The sequence below is a fragment of the Aestuariivirga sp. genome (genome assembly GCF_046294715.1).
Lineage (GTDB): Bacteria > Pseudomonadota > Alphaproteobacteria > Rhizobiales > Aestuariivirgaceae > Aestuariivirga.
This window is the reverse complement of sequence record NZ_JBKBKI010000002.1, coordinates 266,847-288,278: the sequence shown is the minus strand read 5'-3', so window position 1 is coordinate 288,278 and position 21,432 is coordinate 266,847. Positions and strand designations below refer to the sequence as shown.

At 67.4% G+C, this 21,432-nt stretch carries 18 protein-coding genes; 12 read left to right on the top strand and 6 right to left on the bottom strand.

Going from position 1 to position 21,432, the window contains the following annotated elements; translation table 11 throughout:
- From ACK4HL_RS03065 to ACK4HL_RS03035, 7 genes are all read left to right on the top strand, one after another.
- On the top strand, window positions 1-883 hold an 883-nt coding region (locus ACK4HL_RS03065; protein ID WP_409756551.1), incomplete at its 5' end, for a bestrophin family protein.
- A gap of 10 nt (window positions 884-893) precedes the next feature.
- Window positions 894-1,661, top strand: a complete 768-nt coding sequence (locus tag ACK4HL_RS03060; RefSeq protein WP_409756550.1) for an alpha/beta hydrolase — start codon at window positions 894-896, stop codon at window positions 1,659-1,661.
- Window positions 1,662-1,689: 28 nt separating this feature from the next.
- Entirely contained in the window at window positions 1,690-2,175 is a 486-nt protein-coding gene (locus ACK4HL_RS03055) for an FGGY-family carbohydrate kinase (protein WP_409756566.1), read from the top strand.
- Window positions 2,176-2,200: 25 nt separating this feature from the next.
- Window positions 2,201-3,208 carry a 2-hydroxyacid dehydrogenase gene (locus ACK4HL_RS03050; RefSeq protein WP_409756565.1) on the top strand — a complete coding sequence of 336 codons (1,008 nt, stop codon included), beginning with the start codon at window positions 2,201-2,203 and terminating at the stop codon, window positions 3,206-3,208.
- Window positions 3,209-3,221: 13 nt separating this feature from the next.
- Window positions 3,222-4,706, top strand: coding sequence for a glycerol-3-phosphate dehydrogenase (locus ACK4HL_RS03045; RefSeq protein WP_409756549.1), 1,485 nt, complete (start codon window positions 3,222-3,224; stop codon window positions 4,704-4,706).
- Window positions 4,707-4,787: 81 nt separating this feature from the next.
- Entirely contained in the window at window positions 4,788-5,378 is a 591-nt protein-coding gene (locus ACK4HL_RS03040) for a MarR family winged helix-turn-helix transcriptional regulator (protein WP_409756548.1), read from the top strand.
- Window positions 5,379-5,705: 327 nt separating this feature from the next.
- Window positions 5,706-6,518: a calcium-binding protein gene (locus ACK4HL_RS03035; RefSeq protein WP_409756547.1), complete on the top strand. Its 813-nt coding sequence runs from the start codon at window positions 5,706-5,708 to the stop codon at window positions 6,516-6,518.
- A 35-nt stretch (window positions 6,519-6,553) separates the two neighbouring features.
- On the opposite strand, the gene ACK4HL_RS03030 is transcribed toward ACK4HL_RS03035, so the two are convergent.
- Together ACK4HL_RS03030 and ACK4HL_RS03025 are read right to left on the bottom strand one after the other, a co-directional pair.
- Entirely contained in the window at window positions 6,554-8,161 is a 1,608-nt protein-coding gene (locus ACK4HL_RS03030) for a phosphoenolpyruvate carboxykinase (protein WP_409756546.1), read from the bottom strand.
- A gap of 130 nt (window positions 8,162-8,291) precedes the next feature.
- Window positions 8,292-9,002, bottom strand: a complete 711-nt coding sequence (locus tag ACK4HL_RS03025) for a HugZ family protein (protein ID WP_409756545.1) — start codon at window positions 9,000-9,002, stop codon at window positions 8,292-8,294.
- A 109-nt stretch (window positions 9,003-9,111) separates the two neighbouring features.
- On the opposite strand from ACK4HL_RS03025, the gene ACK4HL_RS03020 reads away from it, so the two are divergent.
- The 5 genes from ACK4HL_RS03020 (at window position 9,112) to ACK4HL_RS03000 (ending at window position 12,857) form a co-directional block, all read left to right on the top strand.
- Window positions 9,112-9,810 (top strand): response regulator transcription factor, encoded by a 699-nt coding sequence (locus ACK4HL_RS03020; protein ID WP_409756544.1) that lies wholly within the window; start codon window positions 9,112-9,114, stop codon window positions 9,808-9,810.
- A 31-nt stretch (window positions 9,811-9,841) separates the two neighbouring features.
- Complete coding sequence (locus ACK4HL_RS03015; RefSeq protein WP_409756543.1) at window positions 9,842-11,635, top strand: stimulus-sensing domain-containing protein; 1,794 nt, start codon at window positions 9,842-9,844, stop codon at window positions 11,633-11,635.
- Window positions 11,628-12,092 (top strand): HPr kinase/phosphorylase, encoded by a 465-nt coding sequence (locus tag ACK4HL_RS03010; RefSeq protein ID WP_409756542.1) that lies wholly within the window; start codon window positions 11,628-11,630, stop codon window positions 12,090-12,092. The genes ACK4HL_RS03015 and ACK4HL_RS03010 overlap by 8 nt, the downstream gene beginning before the upstream one ends.
- A gap of 79 nt (window positions 12,093-12,171) precedes the next feature.
- Window positions 12,172-12,570: a PTS sugar transporter subunit IIA gene (locus ACK4HL_RS03005; RefSeq protein WP_409756541.1), complete on the top strand. Its 399-nt coding sequence runs from the start codon at window positions 12,172-12,174 to the stop codon at window positions 12,568-12,570.
- 2 nt (window positions 12,571-12,572) lie between these two features.
- Entirely contained in the window at window positions 12,573-12,857 is a 285-nt protein-coding gene (locus ACK4HL_RS03000; protein ID WP_409756540.1) for an HPr family phosphocarrier protein, read from the top strand.
- A 3-nt stretch (window positions 12,858-12,860) separates the two neighbouring features.
- Here the strand turns inward: ACK4HL_RS03000 and ACK4HL_RS02995 are convergent, their stop codons facing one another.
- From ACK4HL_RS02995 to addB, 4 genes are all read right to left on the bottom strand, one after another.
- Window positions 12,861-14,552, bottom strand: coding sequence for an LTA synthase family protein (locus tag ACK4HL_RS02995; protein ID WP_409756539.1), 1,692 nt, complete (start codon window positions 14,550-14,552; stop codon window positions 12,861-12,863).
- 131 nt (window positions 14,553-14,683) lie between these two features.
- Window positions 14,684-15,004 (bottom strand): thioredoxin, encoded by a 321-nt coding sequence (gene trxA, locus ACK4HL_RS02990; RefSeq protein WP_409756538.1) that lies wholly within the window; start codon window positions 15,002-15,004, stop codon window positions 14,684-14,686.
- Between the two features lie 77 nt (window positions 15,005-15,081).
- On the bottom strand, window positions 15,082-18,432 hold the full coding sequence (gene addA, locus ACK4HL_RS02985; protein ID WP_409756537.1) for a double-strand break repair helicase AddA: 3,351 nt from the start codon (window positions 18,430-18,432) through the stop codon (window positions 15,082-15,084).
- On the bottom strand, window positions 18,429-21,431 hold the full coding sequence (gene addB / locus ACK4HL_RS02980; protein ID WP_409756536.1) for a double-strand break repair protein AddB: 3,003 nt from the start codon (window positions 21,429-21,431) through the stop codon (window positions 18,429-18,431). The genes addA and addB overlap by 4 nt, the downstream gene beginning before the upstream one ends.
- Between the last annotated feature and the right edge of the window lies 1 nt (window position 21,432).

The window sequence follows — 21,432 nt, the reverse complement described above, 5'->3', positions numbered from 1 at the left end:
CGTGGTCATGCCCCGCGTGCTGGGCTTCACGCTCTACGCGGCGGCGGTCGGTCTCGTGCACGACCTGCACGCCTGGCGCGGCCTCGAGTCGGGGCCGGTGCAGTGGACCGGCGCCTTCCTCGCCCTGCTGCTGGTGCTGCGTACGAACGGCGGCTACGAGCGGTGGTGGGAGGCGCGCAAGCTCTGGGGCGGCATCGTCAACCAGTCGCGCAACCTCGCCATCGCGGGGCTCACCTACGGCCCGCGCGATCCGGCGTGGCGCCGCCGCTTCGCCGCGCTGGTCGCCACCTTCCCGCACGTCTGCCGCGAGAGCCTGCGCGGCTCGCGTGAGCTCGGGCCCATCGAGCCGCTGCTGCCCGAAGAGCTGCGCGGTCCGCTGGCGCGCGTGCAGCACATGCCGACGTTCGTCTCGCAGCGCATCGCGGCGATGCTCCGGGAGGCGCTGCAGCGCGGAGCGATGGAGCCGCTGGCGTTCCACTCGGCCGAGCGGGAGCGCGCCATGCTCATCGACCACATCGGCGGCTGCGAGCGCATCCTGAAGACGCCGCTGCCGCGCATCCACACCATCAAGCTGCGGCGCTTCATCCTGCTGTACCTGCTCGGCCTGCCGGTGGCGGTGGCGGGTGACGCGTGGTGGCTGCCCGCGATCGTGACGCTGTTCGTCTCCTACGCGCTGCTGGCGATCGATCAGATTGCCGCCGAGCTCGAGAACCCGTTCTCGAAGCGCAACCTCAGCCACCTGCCGCTCGAGGACATCGCCGCCACGGTGGAAGGCAACGTGCTGGCGCTGCTGAACGACGGCGGCGCGCGCGAGCTGCCGCGCGCGGAGCTGTGGCGGCCGGTTCGCGAGGAGCGCCTGCCGGACTCCGAACGGACGCACTAGGATGCGGGCGATGTCGTACCGCCCGCCCCAGCCCGGCCGCTTCGAGTGGTTCGGCCCGCACGCGCCGATGGGTTTCGCGCCGCGCGCGGTGCGCGTGTACCTGCCGCCCGACTTCCGGCCCGACGTGCCGCGCCCGGCGCTGTACGTGTTCGACGGCCAGAACGCCTTCGGCGACGAGGGCACCTTCTCCGGCGGCTGGCACCTGCACACCGCGCTCGACCGGCTCGATCCCGCCCGCTACGTGGCGCCCATCGTCTTCGCCATCCCGCACGATCCCGCGCGACGGCAGGAGGAGCTCGTCCCCTGGGCGATGGAGGGCCGCGCCGGGGAAGCCGACCGCTTCCTCGACTGGATCGTGCACGGGCTGATCCCCGCGACCCGCGCGCGTTACCCGATCCTGCCGGGCGCCCTCGGCGCCGCGCTCGGGGGAGCCTCCTGGGGCGGCTCCCTCGCGCTGTACGGCCACTTCCGCCATCCGCACGCGTTCGGGGGCGCGCTCTGCCTCTCGCCGGCGTTCTGGGTGGGCAACTTCGCCGTCTTCGACTGGATCGCCGCGCAGCCGACGCCGCCGATCTCCCGCGTGTACCTCGACTGCGGCGGCCGCGAGGCCGAGGGCCGCATGCTCCCGCCGGCGGCCGAGATGGCCAGGCGCCTCGCCGCGCGCGGCTACGGACGCCGGCAGCTGTGGTGGCGGCCCGACCCCGACGGCGAGCACACCGAGGCGTTCTGGCGAAGGCGGCTCCCCCGCGCCGTGCGCTTTCTGTACCGGCGCGGCTGAACCGGCGCGGGCGCTCTTCCACCCGTATATTTCTCAGGCGGGCGAGCGGGGGCCGGTGATGGAGCCCGCCGCGCGCGCCATGTTCTCCGGCCTCGAGCTTGGCATGGGCTTCGCCGATCTCATGCGCGCCGTTTTCGAGGGGCTGTGCTTCGCCTCCCGTGACTGCTACTCGGCGATGGGCGCGATCCCGCGCGAGGTGCGCGTCACCGGCGGGGCGGCGCGCTCGAAGGCGTTGCGGGTGATGCTGGCAAGCGCGCTCGACGCGCGGGTGAGGAGCGTTTCGCGCGAGGAAGCGGGTGCGGCCGGCGCGGCCATGATGGCCGCCGTGCAGCAGAAGCTCTACCCGGACATGGACGCCTGCGCCGCCCACTGGGTCGACCCGCTGCTCGGCGGCATCACCGAGCCCGATCCCCGGCTGAGACGCCTCTATGACGGCGCCTTCGGCATCTACAAGCAAACCCGCGAGACAATGCGCCCGCTGTGGCGCGCCATGGTGGCCAATCGTGCTTCGTAAGATCTCCGTCATCGGTGACCGGTTCATGCTCTCCGCCATGTTCGAGGAGGCGCTGCGCGAGCGCTGCCGCCTGTTCGAGATCGAGATCCGCAGCCATGACATGCCCTGGCCCGACGAGCCGATGGAGCATGGCTATGCGGTCAAAGGCATGGACGGGCTCAAGGAATACATGGGAACGGCGGAAGAGGTGGTGGCGCTCACGGGCGATGCCGAGATCCTCGTCACCCAGCTCGCACCGCTGTCGGCCTCGATCATGGACCGGCTGCCGCGGCTCAAGTTCGTCGCGGTGTCGCGCGGGGGGCCGGTCAACATCGACATGAAGGCGGCGCGCGACAGGGGCATCACGGTCGTCAACACGCCTGGCCGCAATGCCTCGGCAGTGGCCGAGTTCACCATCGGCGCCATCCTCGCCGAGACCCGCAACATCACCCGCGGGCACGATGCGCTGCGCCGCGGCGAGTGGCGGGGCGATCTCTACCGTGCCGATCTCGCGGGGCAGGAACTCTCGGAGATGACGGTCGGCCTCATCGGCTATGGCGAGGTGGGCCGGCGCGTCGTGAAGCTGCTCAAGGTCTTCGGCTGCCGCATCCTGGTGAGCGACCCTTACGTGCAGCTCACGGCGGAAGACCACAACGACGGCGTGATCCAATGCTCCCTCGAACGCGTCCTTGCCGAGTCGGACGTCGTCTCGCTGCATCCGCGGGTGACGCCTGAAACGGCGAAGATGATCAATCGTGACACGCTCGAACAGATGAAGCAGGGCGCCTACCTCATCAACACGGCGCGGGGTCCCCTCGTCAACTACGACGACCTCTACGAGGCGCTCTCTACCGGCCGCCTCCGGGGTGCCATGCTCGAGACCTTCGACGTCGAGCCCGTGCCTCCCGGAAACCGCTTCCTCGATCTCCCCAACGTGACGCTGACGCCGCACATCGCGGGCGCCTCGGTGAAGACGGTGAGCTATGCCGCGGGACTCGCGGCGGAGGAAGTGCGCCGTTATCTGGCGGGCGAGCCCGCGCTCAACAGGTGCTGACGGAACATCCCGCATGCAGGAGCTGAAGCCGGTCGATCTCGTCGTCATCGGGGGCGGCATCAACGGCGCCGGCATCGCGCGCGATGCGGCGGGGCGCGGCCTCTCCGTCATCCTCTGCGAGAAGGACGATCTGGCACAGGGCACCTCCTCGCGTTCCGGCAAGCTCATCCATGGCGGCTTGCGCTATCTCGAGTATTACGAGTTCCGGCTCGTGCGCGAGGCGCTGATCGAGCGCGAGGTGCTGCTCGCAGCGGCACCGCACATCGTCTGGCCCATGCGCTTCGTGCTGCCGCATTCGCCCGAGCAGCGGCCGGCCTGGCTGGTGCGTCTCGGCCTGTTCCTCTACGATCATCTCGGCGGGCGCAAGAGGCTGCCCGGCTGCCGCAACATCGACCTCGCGCGCGATCCCGAAGGAAAGCCCATCCGCAGCGAATACACGCGGGCCTTCGAATATTCCGATTGTTGGGTGGACGATGCGCGGCTCGTCTCGCTCAATGCGGTGGACGCGAAGGAGCGCGGCGCAACGGTGCTGACGCGCACCGCCGCGAGCTCCGCACGCCGGGTGGAGGGCTCGTGGGAGGTGGAGTTCACAACGGCGGCTGGCGCGAAATCGGGGGTGCGCGCCAAGGCCATCGCCAACGCAGCGGGACCGTGGGTGGAGAACGTCATCAACGGTGTCGCGGGTTCCAACTCGCCGCGTCGCGTGCGTCTCGTCAAGGGCAGCCACATCGTCGTGCCGAAGTTCTGGGATGGGCCGCAGGCCTATCTGTTCCAGAACACCGACAGGCGGGTGATCTTCGTCAACCCCTATGAGGGAGACATGGCGCTGATCGGCACGACCGACATTCCTTACGAAGGCCGCGCCGAAGACGTGGCGATCGACGAGCGCGAGATCGACTACCTCCTCGCCGCGGTGAACCGCTACCTCAAGACGCCGATCGGCAAGGACTCGATCGTGCATGCCTTCTCCGGCGTGCGCCCGCTTTACGACGACAATGCCGCGAACCCCTCCGCCGTGACGCGCGACTACGTGTTCGACGTGACGGGCGAACCGCCCATGCTCTCGGTCTTCGGCGGCAAGATCACCACCTACCGCAAGCTCGCCGAACACGCGCTCGACCGGCTGAAGCCCTTCTTCCCGGGGATGAAGGCGCCGTGGACGGCGGGTGCGCCGCTTCCCGGCGGCGACATGCCGAACGCCGACTTCGACAGTTTCCTCCATGACCTCCGCCGTGCCCATGCCTGGTTGCCGGAAAACCTGGCGTATCACTATTCCAGACTCTACGGCACCCGCACGGCCCAGGTGCTGGGCGGCGCCCGCGACATGGCTGGCCTGGGGAAGCATTTCGGCGGCCTGCTCTACCAGTGCGAGATCGACTATCTGCGGCGGGCCGAGTGGGCACTGACGGCGGAGGACGTGCTGGAGCGCCGGACGAAGCACGGGCTACACATCTCGAAAGCGGAACGGCAGAGCGTCGCCAGCTACCTTGGGGGATGAGCCCCGCCCGCCCTCAATTTCCCATCGCGGAGGACCGGCGTTTGTGGAACTATGCCCCCGGCGAACGGGGACGGGCGGCGCATGGCCGGCGAGGATGAAGAGGAGGCGGATGGGCGGATGATCGTCTGGCCGCTGGAGCGGCTGGCGCGGGTGATGCGCGCGCGCGAGCACGAGGGCGGCCTCAATCCGGCGCAGTGGGAGGCGTTACGCTTTCTCGCGCGCGCCAACCGCTTCTCCAATTCACCGGGAGCCCTCACCCGCTACCTCGGCGCTACCAAAGGCACAATCTCCCAGACCATCATCGCGTTGGAACGGAAGGGCTACATCTCAAAATCGGCGAGGGCCGGGGGCCGGAAAACCTTGAGCCTGAGCCTCACCCCCAAGGGAGAGGAGATGCTGAAGCGCGATCCCTGGGCGGAGGTCGCGGCAGCGGCGCAGGACCTCGGCGGCAAGACGCGTCGGCGGCTTCACCGCGGCCTCTCCGCGCTTCTCGCCGGCGAGCTCGAACGGGCGGGACTGGCGAGCTTCGGGCTCTGCACATCCTGTCGTTTCTTCCGCGAGAAGGGCCGCATGCAGGACTCGGGCGGGCCGCATCTCTGCATGCTGTTCGAACATCCGCTCACCCAGGAGGATTCAGGTCGCATCTGCATGGCTCACGAGCCCAGAGGCTGAGAACCCTCACCAGCAGCGACAGCTCGTCCCTCGTTGACTTTATGACGTAACGTCACCATGGCTCTCTTGCTGGACGCGATTTCGGTTCGAGAGTGTACCTTTGAGATACGTCGAACGTTCCATCCTGAGGCCCAACCGGCCGCGCGATGATCGAACCGGCTGGGCGACTGAATTGGTGCAAACAGTGTCTTCGCATGGGGGGTGACGCTGCCAGGGCGCATGTGGTCTATGGGCGGAATTATCAATTAGAAGTTGTCAAGCGTTGCGAAACGGGATACTTGATCGATGACGCAAGCTTTGTGGATGCGTCATTCACAGGGAGGACCGATGACCGAACACGAATTCTTGATGAACATTGCTGGTGAGGGTCAGGCACTGGGTGACCTCATGCTTCTGCAAGGCACGACTGCCGTTCCAAAAGACCCGTGGGGAGGGCCGACGACGATCAGCGGCGACGACTCTGACAACACTCTCTACGGTGATGAAGGCAGCAACAACATCTATGGTTACGGCGGGAACGACACAATCTGGGCGTCGACTGGGTTGGATCGAATTTATGGCGGCGACGGCAACGATTACCTGAGCTGGAGGGAGGTTGGCGCCTCGGACGGTTATGGGAACGATTATTATGGAGAAGACGGAAATGATACCGTCGTGGCTGGCCCCGGTAACGATGGCCTGTATGGCGGCGCGGGCAATGATTCCCTGTCCGGCAGCGGAGGAAACGACTACTGCAAGGGCGCTTCCGGGAATGACACACTGGACGGCGGAAACGGAGACGACAACCTGATGGGCGATTGGGGTAGCGACACCATCTATGGCGGGTTCGGCAATGATACCATCGTCGGCGGCATAAGCAGGGACATTCTGGCAGGGGAGTTTGGTGCCGACACCTATCACTGGCGCCGGGGCGATGGGAACGACATCATCTACGAACTTATCGACGGGGCAAGCGACGTCCTGTTCTTCGAGTCGGGGATCAAGCGCAAGGATGTGAAAGTCAGAATGAACCCGGGCGTGAACGTCACCTACACGATCAAGGGTCAGAATGGCGGCGTCATCACGCTGCGGGGTGGGGGGGACCTACTTCTCAAGTACGCGGACGAGGCGCCCGTCGTCGCCTCATCCGGCAATTACTAACGAACATCCGGCCGGGCCAAATAGCTGAGCCCGGCCTATTCCGCGGCGACCTGGGTTGCGGGGCTCGCAGCCCTCACGTCGGGGTCCACCATTGCCTCGAAGCGGGCGAAGTTCTTGACGAACATGCCGACGAGCTTCCTCGCCATCTCGTCATAGGCGCGCTTGTCGGCCCAGGTCTCGCGCGGCTCGAGGATTGCCGGATCGATGCCGTCGACGCTCACCGGCACGGCGAAGCCGAAATTCCTGTCGGTGCGCATTTGCACGTGCTCGAGCCGGCCTTCGAGCGCGGCATTGAGCAGCGCGCGGGTGACCTTGATCGGCATGCGGTGGCCCTCGCCATGGGCGCCGCCGGTCCAGCCGGTGTTGACCAGCCAGCAGGAAACCTGGTGCTTGGCGATGAGCTCGCGCAGCAGGTTGCCGTAGACGGCAGGATCGCGCGGGATGAACGGGGCGCCGAAGCAGGTGGAGAAGGTGGCCTGCGGCTCGGTCACGCCGCGCTCGGTTCCGGCCACCTTGGCGGTGTATCCCGAGAGGAAGTGATACATGGCCTGGGCGGGGGTGAGCTTCGCAATGGGCGGCAGCACGCCGAAGGCATCGGCCGTGAGCATCACGATGGTTCTTGGGATGGGAGCCGTGCCGGTGCGGCTGGCATTGGGGATCGCTGCGAGCGGATAGGCCGAGCGGGTGTTCTCCGTGAGCGAGCCGTCATGCAGGTCGAGCCGGCGTGTCTCGGGATCGATCTTCACGTTCTCGAGCACGGTGCCCCACATCTCCGTCGTGGCATGGATCTGCGGCTCGGCCTCCCTCGAGAGCTTGATGACCTTGGCGTAGCAGCCGCCCTCGAAGTTGAAGAGGCCGTGCTCCGACCAGCCATGCTCGTCATCGCCGATGAGAGTGCGCGAGGGGTCTGCCGACAGCGTCGTCTTGCCGGTGCCGGAGAGGCCGAAGAACACCGCGCTGTCGCCCTTCGGTCCCATGTTGGCCGAGCAGTGCATGGGCATCACGCCCTTTTCGGGCAGCAGGTAGTTCAGCACGGTGAAGACCGACTTCTTCATCTCGCCCGCATACTGCGTGCCGCCGATGAGGACGAGGCCGTTGGCGAGGTCGAGTGCGATCACCGTCTCGCTGCGGGTGCCGTGGCGCGCCGGATCGGCCTTGAAGGAGGGAAGGTCGAGGATGGTGAGGCGGGGCGAGAAGCCTGTGCGGTCCTCCGGCACGATCAGAAGGTGCTGGATGAAGAGCGCGTGCCAGGCGAATTCGGTGACGACGCGGGTGGGGAGCTGGTAGGCGCGATCGGCGCCGCCGGCCAGGTCCTGCACATAGAGGTTCTTCAACCGGGCATGCGCCATGAAGTCCTTGCGCAACGCCTCGAAATGCTCGCGGCTCATCGCCTTGTTGTTGTCCCACCAGATGGTCTTTTCGGTGGTGGCATCGCGCACGACGAACTTGTCGTTGGGGCTCCGTCCGGTGTGTTGTCCGGTTGTCACGACGAGACCGCCCCCTTCCGCCACGAGCCCCTCACCGCGCGCCACCGCCTCCTGGTAGAGGGCGGCTGCCGGGGCATTCCAGGAAATCCTGTCCACCCAGGCAAGGCCGAGATCGGCAAGTTCGGCGCGGATGATGGCGTCGGTCGCTGTGTCCATGGAGTGCTCCTGAAGCTGGAAAGCACAACACTAGAGACCCAGCGTCAGGTCCCGCAAGAGAGAAAATGATTTGAAGCTGTGTTTACCTCATTTTTCTGCGGTATCGTACATCATAGAATGAAATAAAACACTATTTTCTGGCGTCGGCGGCGAGGCCGGCGAGCAGACTTCTCAGATCTCCCGCCCCATAAACGGGCAAAGGGAAACTCAGTCGGAGAACCTCCTCTCCCCGACGGAGATCGGCGCCGTCGGGGTCGAGGGCGGCGATTTTCCAGCCGCCCGGCGTCGCCCCGAGGAACCGCCCGGCATAGAGCTGGATCGCCTCGTCGTGATCCTCGTTCATGTGGGCAATGGCGCTTTCCTCGAGAGCGGCCATATCATCCGCTGAGGGGAACATCTCATCCGCCCCGATCGTCTCGATCCGCCCGAAACCGGCGACGGCGTGAGCCCGGTCCGGCTCCAGCCGCCAGAACGAGAAATCGCCGAATTCCGCATAGAGTGCGGCGGCGGGGTGGCGCGCGAGGTAGCGGCGCCTCACCTGCTCGTCCGCCACCCGCGCGAAACGGCCCATCAGGGTAACGCGCGGGCCGGTCAGGGCATCGCCCTGCTCCGGAATCTCGGCCACCATCAGGCTGGCGCGCGGATCGGCGAGGAGGTTCCGCGTGTGCCAGGCGAGCGTCGAAACGAGGATGACGGGATAACCCCGGACGTCGGTGGCGACGTTCACCAGCGAGGCGTAGGGCGTGCCGTCATCGCCGCTGAGGGTGCCGAGCGTGCCCGTCCGGGCGCGGCGGAGCAGGTTCCGCGCCTCCCCAGCGGTAAAACTTCTGCGTTCACTCATGATCACACCTCGCAATTGCAGCCGGAAGCACCTATCATCTATGCCACATTTTGTTCCAGTTCCGCCCCTAGTGCCAAACGAAGGACATAGTTGAAGGATGAACAGGAAAATGCCGACGATCGCCCTGGTCGACGACGACCGCAACATTCTGACTTCGGTGGGCATGGCACTCGAGAACGAGGGTTACAGCGTCCAGAAGTACAATGATGGCGCGGCGGCCCTGCAGGGCCTTCAGGACAATCCGCCCGACATGGCCATCTTCGACATCAAGATGCCGCGCATGGACGGGATGGAGCTCTTGCGCCGCATCCGCCAGAAATCCGACCTGCCCGTCATCTTCCTCACCTCGAAGGACGACGAGATCGACGAGCTCTTCGGCCTCAAGATGGGTGCGGACGACTTCATCAAGAAGCCATTCTCGCAGCGCCTCCTCGTCGAGCGCGTGAAGGCGGTGATGCGCCGGGCGGTGAACCGCGACGCCGCGGCGACCCCCCAGGAGGCCGCCAAGGTGATCGAACGCGGCAAGCTGTCGATGGACCCCGACCGGCATTCCTGCGCCTGGGACGGCAAGCCCGTGACGCTGACCGTCACCGAGTTCCTGATCCTGCAGTCGCTTGCCCAGCGCCCCGGCATCGTCAAGAGCCGCGACGCGCTGATGGACGCTGCCTATGACGACCAGGTCTATGTCGACGACCGCACCATCGACAGCCACATCAAGCGGCTGCGCAAGAAGTTCAACGCCGTCGACGCCGAGTTCGACGCCATTGAAACGCTCTACGGGGTGGGCTACCGCTTCAAGGAGCAATAGGAGGGGCCCCTTACGGGGGCCCTGAGCCGGCATGCTTGACAAGGTGACGACGCCCGAGCCCGCCGACCGTGCCGAAGCCGAAGAGAGCGGCGAGGCGGCGGCGAGGGAGGTGCAGACCCAGAAGCCGGGCTGGTTCCGGCTGGGACCGCGGCGGCTGACCAGCCGCATCGTGCTCCTCAACCTCGTCGGCCTCGTCGTGCTCGTCACCGGCATTCTCTATTTCAACCAGTTCCGCCAGGGCCTGATTGACGCGCGGGTGCAGAGCCTCACCACCCAGGCGCAGATCATCGCGGCGGCCGTCGCCGGCTCCGCCACTGTCGACACCGGCTCGATCGTGATCGACCCTGACTCGCTTGCCGACTCCAGCGAAGAATTGCTGCCCTATGGCGACCAGTTCTCGGAACTCGATTTCCCCATCGATCCCGAGACCGCAGGCCCGGTGCTGAAGCGCCTGCTCGCCAACACCACGGTGCGTGCACGGATCATCGACAAGGACGGCAACCTGATCGTCGACAGCCGCTTTCTCTATTCGCGCGGCGACATCGTGCAGTCCGACCTGCCGCCACTCGACGCCGAGCGCGAGTCCTTCAGCCTCCGGTCGCTGTGGAACCGGCTGGTGACATGGACCTTCAGCTACGACTATCCGAAGCAGATCGAATACAGCCTCGACAACGGCAAGGACTTCCCGGAAGTGGCGGCAGCGCTGAACGGCGCCAAGGTGAGCCTGGTGCGCCTCAACGACCGCGGCCAGATCATCGTGCTCGTCGCGGTGCCGGTGCAGCGCTTCCGCGCCGTGCTTGGCGCGCTGGTCCTGTCGACGACGGGCGGCGAGATCGACGACGTGCTGAGGGCCGAGCGCCAAGTGGTGCTGATGACCTTCGCATTCGTTGCATTGGTGACGATCCTGCTCTCGCTGCTCCTCGCCTCCACCATCGCGCTGCCGCTGCGCAAGCTCGCCGCGGCTGCCGAGCGGGTGCGGCGCGGCATCAACAAGCGCGTGGAGATCCCTGACTTCTCGAGCCGCGGCGACGAGATCGGCGATCTCTCGGGCGCGGTGCGCGACATGACCAACGCGCTCTACAACCGCATCGCGGCGATCGAGGCCTTCGCGGCCGACGTGAGCCACGAGCTGAAGAACCCGCTGACCTCGCTCAGGAGTGCCGTCGAGACGCTGGCCTATGCCAAGACCGCGGAACAGCGCGAGCGACTGGTCGACATCGTCAAGCACGACGTGAAGCGGCTGGACCGGCTCATCACCGACATCTCCGACGCCTCGCGGCTCGATGCCGAGCTCGCCCGCGGCGAGGCTCAGGCCTTCGACCTCTCGCAGCTCCTCCAATCGATCGTGTCCTACGCCAACGACACGCGCAAGCCCGAGCAGGCAGAGGTGGAGCTGATGCTCGCCATGCCGCCGCCCGGCATGGACCGCGCCCGGGCCTACCAGGTCGTGGGGCATGATTCGCGGCTCGGCCAGGTGGTGCGCAACCTGGTGGACAACGCGCGCTCCTTCACGAAGCCGGGCAGCAAGATCACCGTGCGGGTGCGGCGGGTTGGGCCTGACGTCGAGTTCCGGGTCGAGGATTGCGGCCCGGGCATCAGGCCGGACAATCTCGAGCGCATCTTCGAACGCTTCTACACCGACCGGCCGGAGGGAAGCTTCGGCTCCAATTCCGGCCTGGGGCTTTCGATCTCGAAGCAGATCGTGGACGCCCACCGCGGCCGCATCTGGGCCGAGAACCGTTACGGCAAGGCAGACCAGAACGGCGACAAGCCGGTGCTCGGCGCACGCTTCACCGTTCGAATCCCGGCAGCGCAACATGCATGAGGAAGCGCTGATCCATGGCACATGCCTGGCGCTCGGCGAGGACGGGGTGCTGCTCCTCGGCAATCCGGGTTCCGGCAAGTCCGACCTCGCCCTGCGCCTGATCGATGGCGAAGGATTCGGGCTTTCTGCCGTCTCGCGCCGAGCCATGCTTGTGGCGGACGACCAGGTGGCGGTGCGAAGGGCCGGCACGGCGCTCATCGCCTCCGCACCCGCAGCGCTTTCCGGCAAGCTCGAGATCCGCGGACTCGGCATTGCCGAGCTGCCGGCCCGGAAGGAGGCCGTTCTCAGGCTCGCAGTGCGGCTCACGCCGGCAGCCGAGATCGAGCGCATGCCCGACGTCGCGCGGGCGCGCATGGAGATCCTCGGCGCAGCCATTCCACTGGTGCTGATCGACCCCTCCCAGGCCTCGGCGCCGGCCCGAATCCGTGCCGCGCTCGATCATTTCGGGCGCTTCTAATGTCATATTGCATCGCAAACGGGATGGGGGCATTGTGCGCCTCCTTCAAACGGCGCGAGCGCGGAGTTTCATCGACACCATGATCGGACTCGTCCTGGTCACCCACGGCAGACTGGCCGAGGAGTTCCTCTCCGCACTGGAGCACGTGGTGGGGCCGCAAGGCGCGATCGAGACCATCGCCATCGGCCCCGACGACCGCATGGAGAACCGGCGGGCCGACATCGCGGGCGCCGTGTCGCGCGTCAACGGCGGGGCGGGCGTCATCATCCTCACCGACATGTTCGGCGGCACGCCTTCCAATCTCGCCATCTCGCTGCTGGAGATCGGCAAGGTCGAGGTCGTGGCGGGACTGAACCTCCCCATGCTGGTGAAGCTCGCCCGCATCCGAAAGGACTACCCGCTCGACAAGGCCGCCACCGCCGCGCAGGATGCCGGCCGCAAATACATCAACGTGGCGAGCCAGATCCTGGGAGACTGACGGTGACGGGGGCGGCATCCGTGGCGGCACGTGAACTGGCGATCGTGAACCAGCGCGGCCTTCATGCGCGGGCCTCCGCCAAGTTCGTCAAGTGCGCCGAGGGGTTCAATGCCGAGATCACGGTGAGCCGGGAGGGCATGTCAGTGCCCGCCACCTCCATCATGGGACTCATGATGCTCGGCGCCGCGATGGGAACCTCGATTTCGCTCGAGGCCAAAGGTCCCGAGGCGGAGGCGGCCCTCGAGGCGCTGGCCCAGCTGGTGGCCAGCAAGTTCGACGAGGAATAGCGGCTACAGGGGCTGCCGCGAAAACAGCTGGTTCTGGATCACCGCCTCGGCGGGCGTGAGCCGCGGCGCATCGGTGTCGCGGCACCTTTCGGCCGCATGGTTCATGTAGCGGTCGGTGACGGGCTGCCCCGTCCAGGCGAGCAGCAGCGGCGGCAGGCAATAGAGAGGCCGTTTCGCGATCATCGCCGCGAAATCTGCCGGATCCTTCGCATTGCCGGCGACCAGGACCGGCACCTGGCGCAGCCGCGGGTCGGTTTCGGACTTCATGCCGTTGGTCCACTGATGACGGCGCAGTCCCGGCAGGTGATCGCCGAAAAGGACGAGCACATAGGGCTTTCCCCTGCCGTCGAGTTCCTTCTTGAAGGCGGCGAGCGAGCGCACGGCGCTCGACAGCCTGGCGCGGTAATCGGCCAGGCCGTTGTGGCCTTCCGCGTCGGAATCGGCCTTCTTGTAAGGCCCGTGGGTTTCGACGGTGACGATGAAGTGGAACTGGGGATTGCGGCCGCCGCTTCGGGCGTTGTCCAGCACGGCGCGATAGAGCCCCTCGTCGGTCGGCCAGTCATTGGGCTGGATAGTGAGCATCATCTCTTCCATGCTGAGGAAGCGGCCGAAGCCGAGCTTGGGATAGATCTGGTCGCGCAGCCAGAAGCGCCGCGTGAAATTGTGGTAGGCGGCCGCGCTGTAGCCCTGCTCGACGAGGAGGCGCGGCAGGGCGCGTGATTGGTCCGTTATGTACTGGACATAGTGCTGGTAGGGGATGATGCCGGCCTGGAAGCTCTTCACCGGTATGGCGGTCAGGGCTTCGAACTCGGCATTGGGCGTCGTTCCGCCGTAGACGGGGGAGACGACGGAACTCTCCGCGAAGCCCTCCTGCTTCAGCTGGTCGAGCGGTGAGGCGCTGTCGTGCGGGTCGCGCCACCACGCCTCGCCGAGGACGAGATAGACATCGGGTGCCGGGCCCGAAGCAACCGCGGCGGCGGGGGCTGGCGCCTTCAGCGCGTCGAGCGCCTGGGCCACCTCGGCTTCGCCAAAGGTCTTGAGGCGGAGACCGGCGGTGGAGAAATAGAGATGCGTCGCAAGTCCGTTCATGCGCTCGCTCTCGGCCTGGCTGAAGGTGAGGTTCTCGACCCCGATCCACCAGGAATTGTCGTGGATCCATTTGGAGACCCACTCGATGCGGTAGGTGGAGAGCAGGCCCAGGAAGACGAGCGCCACCGGCAGACTCCACCAGCGAAGCCGCAGGCGGGAGACATAGAAGACCGAGGCGGGAATGACCGCGGCGCCGAGCAGCCAGTGGTGCCACTGAACATAGCTGAAGAGGTGAACCGACTGTCCGGCGAGGAAGAGGTCGCTCACCTGGAAGGGCTCGCCGGTCGATTCGCGCTTGATGGCGGAGAGCGTGCCGATGAACAGCAGGGCCGCGGCGAGCATGATGCCCGCGGGGAGAAGCCGTGCCGCCGAGGCAAGAACGCCCAGCATCGCCATGGGCACGATCATGCGCGTGAACCAGAAATGCCAGAGGTCGCGGCCGTCGAGATAGTCGGGCGTCCAGCGGCCAAGCCACGCGTGGACGGCGAGAAGCAGCAGATAGACGAAGAGCATCTGCAGTGCTGCCGATCCCCCCATCCGCAGCCACCGCGGCATGGTCCGGGCCTGCCCCGGCACCGCCACCGGCTTTACATCCGCTATGCTCAAGATTCGATCCTCCCTGGAGCTCTTCGGGGCCCCAAACGGCCCCTCCTATGCAGCGGAGCTCGTGGCAGGATCAAGGCGAAACGGCCGCCCGAAGGGCGGCCGCCGCGAGGAGTGGGGTTGAGAGATAGAGCTCAGATCGACTGCTCGATCCAGGCCTGGAGCTGGTTCTTCGGGGCAGCGCCGACCTTCGTCGCCGCGACCTGGCCACCCTTGAACACCATCAGGGTCGGAATGCCGCGCACGCCGTAGCGCGAGGGTGTGGAGGGGTTCTCATCGATGTTGATCTTCACGATCTTGGCCTTGGGGCCGAGGCTCTGGGCGATCTCCTCGAGCGCCGGGCCGATCATCTTGCAGGGGCCGCACCATTCCGCCCAGAAATCGACCACGACGGGCGTGTCGGACTGGAGAACGTCCTTCTCGAAGGATGCGTCGGAGGCCTTGTGGGTGGCCATGGGGGAACCTCTCTCGGGGGTTGTGGCGCGCTGCGCCGTTGTCATTTGACGGAAAGTAGGAGGCGGCCCCCGCCGGGTCAAGGCCGGGTCCGGCGCAGGGCGGCCATGCGGTCGAGGAGGCCATCGGGAAGGGACATCAGCTTCGGCGCCTCCGTCCAGACGAGGCAGAAGCGCAGCGGCCTGCCGGGTTCGGCGAGGCGGAGCGCGTCCCGGTAGGCCGCCATCTGCATCAGGTATTCGGGGTTGCACTGCTCTGGCGTATCCGGCACCTCGCGGTCGGTCTTGTAATCCGCCACCAGGATTCCGGAGGGGGTGATCACCAGCCGGTCGATGCGGCGGCGTTCGGGCTTTCCCTCCGGCCCCTGCGCGATGAGCGAGGCCTCGGAATGCCCGTCGGAGGAGAGGATCTCGGCCAGCACCGGATCGGCGATGAGCCCCAGGAGCTGGGAGGCGAGAGCGGGATCGGCCCCCGCCCGCTTCACCGCCGCCTCGACATGGGCGGCACGTTCGGCCTCCGCGAGGTCTGGAAGGTGCTGAAGGATGCGGTGAATGAGGATGCCGCGCTCCACGCCAGCCCCGCTGCGCCGCCGGGGCTGGTTCTGTTCCGCCGCGGCGATTGCGGCCTCCTCGAGCCCGCGGCCGATCCAGGCCGGCCAGTCGGGAGAGGGGCCGGGACCGGAGGAGGCGGCGGCATCGTCTGCCCAGCTTGGTGCTGCTCCGCTCCGCCAGCCGCGCCCGCCCTCGATAGGCGTCATTCCCGCCTTCAGCGCGGCGAGCACGGTGTTGTACCAGCAATGCTCCATCGCCTCCCGCTCCCCGCGGTAGCCACAGACATAGAGCTCGTCGCAGGCGCGCGTCATCGCGACATAGAGCAGGCGGCGGTACTCGGCGATCTCGACATCCTTCTGCGCCGCCTTCAGCTGCTTCGCCACCTTCGCCGACTTGAGCCGCGGCACCGGCCAGAGCGGCACCTTGGCGTGGCCGTCGCCGCCCTCCAGCATCAGGAGAAGGTCGCTGCGCTTCGATTCGTGGCCTCCCGCCGTGTCGGGCAGGATGACGATCGGCGCTTCGAGGCCCTTGGCGCCATGCACGGTCATCACACGCACTTCGCCAGAACCCTGCTCCATGTTGCGCTTGATCTCGATCTCTCCGGCCTGGAACCAGTTGACGAAGCCGGCGAGCGAGGTGCCATGCGCCTCCTCGTAATCGAGGGCGCGGTCGAGCAGCGCGTCGAGCGCGTCATTGGCCTCCGAGCCGAGTCGGGAGAGGAAGCGGAGTCGCGACTTGGCCAGGACGCCCGACAGGAACTCGAACGGCCGTGCCCGCGGCGCCTCGGCGATCAGCGGGGAAAGCAGGCGAACGGCGTCGGCATAGGGTTTCTCCGCGCGCTGCCCGAGGCTCTGCCAGAGCGAGAGTCCGCCGCGGCCTGCCGCCACCGCCATCAGCTCCTCCTCGCTCAGGGGTGCGGCAAGGATCGGGCTCTTGAGGATGCAGGCCAGCGCGTGATCGTCTTCGGGCATCAGCGCGAACTGCGACAGCGCAAGCAGGTCGAGTACCGCGATGTTCTCGCCGAGCTTCAGCCGGTCTGCCCCGGCGACGGGCACATGCTCGTTCCACAGGGCGCGGATCATCGCGTCGAAGAAGCTGTTGCGGCTCCTCACCAGGATCAGGATGTCGCCCGGCTCGACCGCTCGGTTGCGCGCCGCGAGGACGCGCCGGCCGAGCCAACCCTTGATCGTTGTCGCCAGTTCCTTCGCAAGCCTGCGGCGGGGCGAGCGGGCGGGCTCGCGATCAACAGGAGCCTGCCAGGGGTTCGGCTCCTCCTTCTCCTCGGGCTCGTGGAGCGGCCAGATCTCGACCGTCCCTTCCGCCTCGCGGCGGTTCGCCTCGTGATGCCAATCCTGTTCGCGAGCGCCGTCGAGCCCCTTCCGGGCCTCCGACTGGCGGGCGAAGACGAGATCGACCGCCTCGAGGATCCGGGGCGCCGAGCGGAAGGAGACGCTGAAATCCACCGAGCGGAATTCCTGGCCCGCCGCCTCGACCTCCGCCTTCACCTGCTCGCGCACGCGCTCGAACACGCCGGGATCGGCACCCTGAAAGGAATAGATCGACTGCTTCCTGTCGCCCACCACGAAGAGGGTGCGGGACTTCCGCCCATGACGGCCCTCGCCGGCGAAGAACTCGTCCGTCAGTGATCGGACGATCTCCCACTGCATCGGGCTCGTGTCCTGCGCCTCGTCGACGAGCAGGTGCTCGATGCCGCCGTCGAGCTTGTAGAGCACCCAGGCGGCATCCGGCCGCTCGCGCAGCAGTTCGCCGGTCTTGATGATGAGATCGTCGAAATCATAGGCGCCGCGGGCGCGCTTTTCCTCCTCGAAGGCCTTCACGATGGCGCCGCCGAGGCGCAGCGCCGAAAGCGTGGCGGAGAGGCATTCGAGATCGCCCATGAGTCCCAGCGCCTCGTGGAGGCGGTGTTGGTCGGGCTTCACGAGCGCGTCGATCCAGGCATGCTTGTCATGGGTCGTCTTGTTGGCGACCGACTTGCGGATTTCCTCCTTGTCGGTAAGGAGCACCGATTTGAGGTCCAGCAGGCTGACGCCCTCAGCGGCGCAGGCGCGCCTGATCAGGGCCGCTGTTTCCTTCTCGCTCTTGCTGCCGCCATCGAGAAGCTCCGCCAATGCGAGATAGCGCTTCACGTCGCAGGCGAGCCGCGCCTGCAGGTTCTCGCGCGTGAGGCCCTGTTCGAGGGACAGGTGCTGGCGGAGGAGGCTTTCCGCCCGCGCCAGCCCGGCCTCCTCGTCGAAGAGTTGGCGGAGGCTGGCGCGCTTGGCGAGCAGTTGCGTCAGCAGCCGGTCGAAGTCCTCGGCGCTGACGCGGCTGGCGATGTCCAGCAGAGACGAGCCCAGCGGCGATGACCCGTCCGCCTTCGCCGTCGTGAGCACCGCATTGCGTGCGCGCTGCAGCAGGCCGGCGGCCTCGCGGTCGTCCAGCATGGTGAAGTGGGGGACGATCCCGGCCTCGACAGGGAAGAGCTGCAGCACGCGCTCGCAGAAGGCGTGGATCGTCTGGATCTTGAGGCCGCCCGGCGTCTCGAGAGCGCGGGTGAAGAGCTGCCGGGCCCGCTCGAGAAGCGCCGCATCCGCTCCGGGCGAGCCCAGCTCCGCGAGCTTCATCGCCAGCGCGGCATCATCGAGCGCGATCCACTTGCTCAGCCGCTCGAAGAGCCGGTTGGCCATTTCGGCGGCCGCCGCCTTGGTGAAGGTGAGGCACATGATGCGCGAGGGCTCGGTGCCGCCCAGCATGAGGCGCACCACGCGGTCGACCAGCACATGGGTCTTGCCGGAGCCGGCATTGGCGTTGACCCAGGCGGTGGCTCCGGGGTCCGAGGCCTTCAGCTGCGCCTGGCTCGCGGCGGGATTCTGCTTCAAGGCAGGCCTCCCGAAAGCGCCCATTCGCGAAAGCGCGAGAGGTGATCGTAGTCGCCCTCGTCCTCTTCCTTCTCCATCATGGCGCGCGGGTGATAGGCCTGCGCTTCCGAGGCATAGGCGGCCAGCAGCTTTTCGAGCTCAGCGAGGTGCTTCTGCGCCAAATCCATCACCGGCAGGGCCAGCGATTCGATCTCGCCCGGGGGATCGCCGCCCGAGAGCTTCACATAGGTGATCTCGGCCGTCGCGCGGGCCGGCAGATCGCGAAAGCCGCCGCGCGCCAGAATCGCAGCCTCCAGCGTGAGCTGGGGCGAGAGGCCGGCCTCGACCTTCTTCGCACTCGGCACCGTGCCCGTCTTGTAATCGATGATGCGCGCCGTGCCGTCCGCCATCAGGTCAATGCGGTCGGCGCGGCAGGTGAGGAGGAAGCTGGCGCCGCCGACCGGTATTTCGAGCGCGCCGCCCCATTCCGCAAGCACGCGCTCGACGCCTCGGCGCAGACGGGGCTCCTCATCCGCCATCCACCGCGCGATCCGGCGGAAGCGTGGCCACCAGAAGCTGACGAGGCCTGGGTAGTCGGCGATCTCCTGGAAATGGCGGCTGCCAAGCTGCTCCAGCTCACTGGCGACGTCATGCGGAAGATGCGCGGGATAGGCCGTGAGGAAATCGCCGATGGCGGCATGGAAAATCATCCCACGGCGCGCCGGGTCGGGGGTGGCGGAGATGGGCTTCACCGGCTCGAGCCCCAGCACGTAGCGCGCATAGATGGCATAGGGGTCGCGGACCAGCTTCTCGATCCGCGTGACGCTGAGCGATTTCGGACGGAGCGCCACCGGCGGGCGCGGCTTCGGCTTGGCAACCGGCGTCACGGCGAGGGGCTCCGACAGGCTGCGGGCAAGCTGGGGCCACGTCGATTTGCCAGCGCGATCCTTCAGCTTCGCCGTTTCCAGGATCATCAGCAGGCGGTGGATCCAGCGCGAGGGGGTTCCGGGCGAATCGCCGATGCGGCGCGACCACAGCAGCTTGACTTCGCGGTTGCCGAACGCCTGCACGAAATCATGCGCCGTCTGCCCGATCTGGGCTTCCGGCTGCTTCATGCCGAGCACGTCGCGCATCGGGCGGTTGATCCAGGGCCCGCAATCCGTCGCGCCGGGCCAGGTGCCTTCGTTGAGCCCCGCCAGCACCATGACGTCGGCGCGGATCAGGCGCGCCTCGAGCAGGCCGAGGATGCTGAGCGGCGTGGCGTTGTGCTCCCGGCGGCGAACGGGAATGGCGTGCAGCCAGTGCCGGATGATGGCGGCGGCACGCGCCAGGTCGCAGCTCCTGAGGAAGCGCGACTCCTGGCGCAGGAGGTCGAAGGCGTCGGCCAGGACATCCCCGCCCTCGCCCAGCCAGAAGGCCTCGCCGGCGATCGCCTCGCAAACGGCGGCCAAGCGGTCGAGATGGCCGCGGAGGCCTTCCGCCGGACTGGCCGCCAGCGGCCCCAGAAGCCCGGATATGCGCGCGCAATGGGCGATGGTCTTCTCCCACTGCGCATCGCCCACACCGCGCAGCAGGAGATGGAGGGCCTTGCGGTTCGCCGGCTCGCTGGCGAGGCGGAGCGCATGCGGGAGCCTCGAGATTTCCGGCGCTCCGGTTCCGGTGCGCAGCAGCGCCAGCTCGATCAGGCTCGCATGATGGCGCGCTTCCTCGGCGGGAAGGCCGAAGACCGCGAGATCGTGGCGGAGAAGGGCCGCCAGCGGCTCGGCCGCGAAGTTCTGCAGCAGGCACTCGAGCAGCAGGTTGAGGAGGGATGCGCCGCCATGGCGGACCAGCGGCTCGCCGGCGGAATCGTCTATGTCGATGTTCCAGCGCCTGAGCTCCACCTTGACGCGGCGGGCGAGCTGGCGGTCCGGCGTCACGAGGCAACCGGTGCGGCCGGGGGTTTCGAGGCACTCGCGCAGGATCAATGCGGCGGCCAGCGCCTGTTCCTGGATGCTGCGCGTCTCGACGAGTTCGACGCCTTTCATCGCCGCTTCGACCGTCGCCTCGCTCCCTTTCAGGGACCGGTGCCAGAGATGGGCCGTCTCGGCCGGGCGCATGAGTTCGCTCACCAGCCAGCAGCGCGGCCCCGGCGCGCCTTCGCCGAGCTCGTTCACCATCTGGCGGGTGGCGCCGAGCCGGGCCAGCAGCTGCTTCAGCGCGTGCTGCGGATGGGTGGGGCCCACCGCGTTCCAGCTCGCCTCGTCCATCGTCTGGTCGAGGCCGGGAAGAACGACGGCACCGTTGGGGAGTCCGGCGATCGCTTTCAGGAGCGTGCAGGTAGCGGGGATCGAACCGGTCGAGCCCGCGGCGATGAAGGGCCGCGCGGTGCGGGTGAATTCGAGCCGCCGTGCCTCGCGCCGCAGGATGGCCGAGCGGCGGGCCTGCGGGCCGATGGCCTTCTCGGACGCCAGGCGCGCGGGATATTTCTCCCGTGCGATCGCGAGGAAGTCGAGAATGGCTTCGCGGTGACGGGCGGTCTCGATGTCATAGAGCTTCGGCAGCTGGGCGCCGTCGACGTCCTCGGTCTCCAGCGCATCGAGAAGTTCGGCGAGCGAGGCCGCAAGACCACCCGCCTGGTGGGGCGCCTCGGCGATCTCGCGGGCGAGCCGCGTTTCGGGATTGGCCCCGGCCCAGTCGTCGATCAGGTCGGTGAGGAGGAGGAGCTGGCCCGGCGCGCTCACCGCCGTGCCGAGCTCGTCGCCTTCATGCTCCGGCGCCAGCAGGTCCTCGTCGATGTCGCCGAGCGGCCTGATACGCGGCAGCACGACACCGGACCCGCCGGCGAGCCGGAAGAACATGTCCTCGAGCTCCCGCACGGCGCGCCGGGTGGGAAGCAGGATCGTCCAGCGCGCGAGGTCGAGGGTGCCGGGTGGCTGCCCGTCAGCGCAGGGAAATCCCCCGAGCACGGCGCGGGCGAGGACTTCCAGGAACGGCTTGTCGGGCGATACGGTGAACAACCGCGGGGCTTCGGCGGGCATC